Source organism: Streptomyces sp. JJ36, assembly GCF_021696945.1.
In the GTDB taxonomy this organism is placed as follows: Bacteria; Actinomycetota; Actinomycetes; order Streptomycetales; family Streptomycetaceae; genus Streptomyces.
On record NZ_JACYHE010000145.1, the window covers coordinates 1 to 4,496 of the forward strand.

Below are 4,496 nucleotides of genomic sequence, written 5' to 3' on the forward strand. Positions count from 1 at the left end.
ACCGGGCGCCGCGGCCGCGTCGCCGCGCGGCACGGTGCCGTCCGCGCCGCGCGGCGGGGCCGGTTCCGCGCACCGTTCGGCGGTGCCCGCGGGGGTTCCCGCCTCCCCGCCGCCGGCGGCTGCCGCGGCGTCCGTCACGCCCTCCGGCGCCCGGCTTCCGGCGGCCGTACCGGCCGTACCGGCCGTTTCCGCGCCCCCGGCGCGTGCGGCCGCGGACGGCCGGTCGTCGGCCCGCGCGTAGTGGGCGGCGTTGAGCGCCGCGTACTCCCGCTGCGCCCCCCGCAGGGCGTCCACCGGGAAGACCGCGTCGACCGGGCAGGCGTCGGCGCAGGCACCGCAGTCGATGCAGGTGCGGGGGTCGATGTAGAGCATCTCCGTGGTGCCGAAGCCCGGCTCGCCCGGCGCCGGGTGGATGCAGTTCACAGGGCACACGGAGACGCAGGTGGCGTCGTTGCAGCAGGTCTGGGTGATCGCGTAGGCCATGGGTCGTCCGCTCGTTCGGCCGCCGGGGTCAGATCAGGTGGGCGCGCTGGTAGAACAGCAGCGCTGGCCGGGTCAGCAGCCCGGCGGAGGCCAGGAAGTCCATCAGGCCCTTGCAGCTCGAGCGCATCATCGACTTGTGGTGCTCGTTGGCCTTGCGCTCCTTCATCGCGCGGTCCCGGTCGAGCCCGGCCTGCTCGTACACCCGGGGGCTCACCATGCTGGTGACGATCACGTAGGCGGCCACGGCGATCACGACGGCGTGCAGGTGCCGCCGCACCCGGCTCACGCCGCGCATCCGCTTGCGCACCTCGTCGCGGGCGAACCGCATGTGCCGGGACTCCTCGACGACGTGGATGTTGTTGATGGTGCGGACGAAGGGCACCACCCGCCCGTCGCGCATCCAGTCCCGCTGCATGACGTCGAGCACCTCCTCGGCGACGAGGATGGCCGCGTACGCCGCCTCGCCGAAGGCGAGCGTCTTGAACGCCCGCCCGAGCTCGATCGCCACCCGGTGCGGCCGGTAGGCGGGGGCGCCCAGCTTCTCCGCGCCGCGGGCGAACATGATCGAGTGCCGGCACTCGTCGGCGATCTCGGTGAGCGCCCACTGGAACTCCGGGCGGGTGGGGTCCTTGGCGTAGATGTCCCGCAGCACCATCTGCTGGAGGATCATCTCGAACCAGATGCCGGTGCTGGCGACCGAGGCCGCCTCCTGCCGGGTCAGCTCCCGGCGCTGCTCCTCGGTCAGCTCGTTCCAGTAGGCGGTGCCGTAGAGCGTGCTCCACTCCGGGCTGGCGCCGTGGAAATCCTTGTCCAGCGGGGTGTCCCAGTCGACCTCGGTGGCCGGGTCGTAGGAGAGGGTCGCGGAGGAGTCGAGCAGCCGCCGGGCGATCTCGTCCTCGTGCTGCGGGTTCCGGACCTCGGGTCGAGCGGTGCTGCTTGCCATGCTGCGGCTCCCTGCTTCGCGTGTGCCTGCCTCGTCCGCTGTCGGTGCTCTGGCGCGGGGCCACCCGCGTTGTTGACGAACTGTATAGCAAGGGTGCGGGCGGAGCCTACCCCCGAGTAAGGTATCGGCCGGCTCGCCTTTTCCGGGCCGCACGGGACGGGTGAGAGGATCGGCTGCGTGAGTGACGACGTGCAGCCCGGCCCCCAGCCCCACGCCGCGCCCGACCCCGACGCCGGCCCCGGCCGGGTCCGGGTACGGCTCGACCTGAGCTACGACGGCCGGGACTTCTCCGGCTGGGCCCGCCAGAAGAGCGGCCACCGCACGGTCCAGGCGGAACTGGAGGACGCCCTGCGGGTGGTGCTGCGCCTGCCGGACACCCCGGCGCTCACCGTGGCCGGCCGTACGGACGCCGGGGTGCACGCCCGCGGACAGGTGGCCCACGTCGATCTCCCGGCCGGCGTCTGGGAGGCCAGCGGCCCCCGGCCGCTCCTCCGCCGGCTCGCCGGGCGGCTCCCCATGGACGTACGGGTGCACCGGGTCGCCGAGGCGCCCCCGCACTTCGACGCCCGTTTCTCCGCGATCTGGCGCCGCTACGCCTACCGCGTCAGCGACCACCCCGGCGGCGTCGACCCGCTCCGGCGCGGCCATGTCCTGTGGCACAACTGGCCCCTCGACCCGGACGCCATGAACGCCGCCGCCGAGCCGCTGCTCGGCGAGCACGACTTCGCCGCCTTCTGCAAGAAGCGCGACGGCGCCACCACCATCCGCACCCTCCAGCAGCTCCGCTGGGAGCGGCACCCGGACGGCGTGCTGGAGGCCACCGTCCGCGCGGACGCCTTCTGCCACAACATGGTCCGCTCCCTGGTCGGCGCGCTGCTCTTCGTCGGCGACGGGCACCGGCCGCCGGAGTGGCCGGGCAAGGTGCTGGCCGCGGGTGTACGGGACTCCGCGGTCCATGTCGTACGCCCGCACGGCCTCACCCTGGAGGAGGTCGGCTACCCTCCGGACGACGAGCTCGCCGCCCGCAACCTCGCCGCCCGCCGCAAGCGCACCCTGCACGGCGGCCCGGCACCGGGCTGCTGCTGAGCCCGGCCGGCACCGACGGGCAGGGCGGACCTCAGCCGGGCGTGCCCGGGGCCAGCCAGCGGCGGTACATCTCCGCCAGCGCCCGCCCCCGTTGGCTGCGCGCCCGGCCTGCCGGGGCCGCCGGGGCGCCCGCGGCCACCTCCGCCAGCAGGCCCTTCAGCAGCGCCCGCGCCTCCTGACGGTCGCCGGCCGGGAAGGTCAGCCCGATCAGCAGCTCGTCCTCGACCGTGCCGCACAGCAGCTCGAAGCGGTGCCGCAGCGGCGTGTCCGGATGCACCAGCGGACCCGGGTGCAGGGCGGAGGGCTCCAGCCCCGGCACCGCGAACAACTCGTCCACGGCACCCAGGTGGTTGAAGAGGAACTCCGGCGGCTCGCCGGCCGCCTCGCCGTCCTCCCGTACGCCGTCCGGGTCGCCGCCGGTGGCGGCGCGGCGCGCGGCCACGACCGCGGCCACCGCCTCCTCCGGGCCGGACACCCCGCGGAGGCACAGCCGGTGCCGCACCGACAGCCGGCCCAGGGTGCGGGAGAGATCGGCCTCCGCCGCCCCGGACCCGGGCGGCGTCCCCGTCCGCCCGTGCCCGTCCACGTCCACCCGCAGCGTCCCGCCCCTACCGCAGCCGCGGGCCGCCGCGGCCAGCGCCGCGAGCACCACGTCCCCCATGGTGGCCCCGTCCCGGGCCCGCTCGCGCAGCCGCGCCACCGCCCCGGCGTCCACCACCTCGATCAGCGTCTCCGCGTCCCCCGCACGCCCGTACGACGGTGCCGCGGGCCCGGCCGGCTCCTCCGGGGCGGCGGCGTGCTCCGCCCGCATCCGCGCCCAGGCGGACGCGGGCAGCGAGACCGGCGGCAGCTCCGCCTCGCCCTCCTCGGCGATCTGCGCGTGCGCGGTGAGGAGTTCGTCGAGCAGCAGCCGCAACGAGAAGTTGTCGACCACCAGCCGGTGCGCGGTGAGCAGCAGCTCCGGCCGGGCACCCGGGCCGCGGTCGGCGTACAGCACCCGCAGCAGCGGCGGCTCGGCCAGGTCGAAGCTCCGCTGGGCCCGCCGGGCGTGCTCCTCGATCGTCCGGTCCTGCTCTGCGGGCTCCAGGCCCGACAGGTCCAGCCACTCCACCGGTACGTTCCGCTTCTCCGCGGCGGGACGTACGTGCTGCCGCCAGCCCTCCGGGCCGCCGGCGAACCCGGTGCGCAGCGTGTCGTGCCGCGCCACCAGCGTGCGCAGCGCCACCCGCAGCGCCACCTTGTCCAGCGGGGCGTCGAGCGAGAAGAAGAGGGCGTAGTTGTGGTGCCGGACGGTCTCCGCGTTCCTCTCCGCGTCCGTGCCGGAGAGGAGCATCCGCTGCCCGGGCAGCAGCGGGGCCTCGCCGCCGGCCTCCGCTGCCGCCCCGGCGTCCGGCTGTCCGGTCCGGGGCGCCGCCAGGACCGCCACCCGGGCCAGCCCGGCGACGGTCGGGTGCGCGAAGAACTGCCGCGGGGTGAGCGTCAGGCCCGCGTCCGCCGCCCGGGCGATCACCCGCAGGGCGAGCAGCGAGTCGCCGCCCGCGTCCCCGAACACCTCGTGCACACCCACCGACTCCCGGCCCAGCACCTCGGCCCAGATGTCCCGCAGCCGCCGCTCGATGTCGTTGCGGGGCTCCCGCTCCGCGTCCGGGTCGTCCGCGCCGGGTTCGTCCGCCGGCTCCGCTGGGCGGCCTGCGGGGCGGGGTGTGGGGAGGGCGGTGCGGTCGATCTTGCCGTTGGGGGTGAGGGGGAAGGCGTCGAGGACCACGTACTGCCGCGGAACCATGTAGTCCGGCAGTGCCTCGGCCAGGGAGCGGCGGACGTCGGCGATGAGCGCGTCCGGATCGGCGAGTGCGTCGGTGTCCCCGGTGGTGAGGTAGGCGGTGAGGGTGTGGTGGGTGGTGGTGAGGAGGGCGTCGGTGAGGTGGGGGTGGGTGGTGAGGTGGTGGTGGATTTCGCCGAGTTCGATGCGGTGGCCGTGGAGTTT

General features: G+C 75.5%; 4 protein-coding genes. 1 reads left to right on the forward strand and 3 read right to left on the reverse strand.

All coding sequences use genetic code 11. The features are described 5' to 3' along the window. Positions 1-483, reverse strand: a 483-nt coding sequence (locus tag HOY81_RS26775; protein ID WP_237323296.1) for a ferredoxin family protein, incomplete at its 3' end; no start/stop codon positions are given. 28 nt (positions 484-511) lie between these two features. Beyond that, positions 512-1,426: a diiron oxygenase gene (locus HOY81_RS26780; protein ID WP_237323297.1), complete on the reverse strand. Its 915-nt coding sequence runs from the start codon at positions 1,424-1,426 to the stop codon at positions 512-514. A 189-nt stretch (positions 1,427-1,615) separates the two neighbouring features. Here HOY81_RS26780 and truA point away from each other — a divergent pair, with 189 nt between their 5' ends. Then, complete coding sequence (gene truA / locus HOY81_RS26785; protein WP_237323299.1) at positions 1,616-2,512, forward strand: tRNA pseudouridine(38-40) synthase TruA; 897 nt, start codon at positions 1,616-1,618, stop codon at positions 2,510-2,512. A gap of 31 nt (positions 2,513-2,543) precedes the next feature. Here the strand turns inward: truA and HOY81_RS26790 are convergent. Then, positions 2,544-4,496: condensation domain-containing protein (locus tag HOY81_RS26790; RefSeq protein ID WP_237323298.1), on the reverse strand; the 1,953-nt coding region annotated here is incomplete at its 5' end.

Bases quoted from the DNA above. Each gene is read 5' to 3' on its own strand.
- HOY81_RS26780 (WP_237323297.1), bottom strand. From the start codon at position 1,426: ATGGCAAGCAGCACCGCTCGACCCGAGGTCCGGAACCCGCAGCACGAG.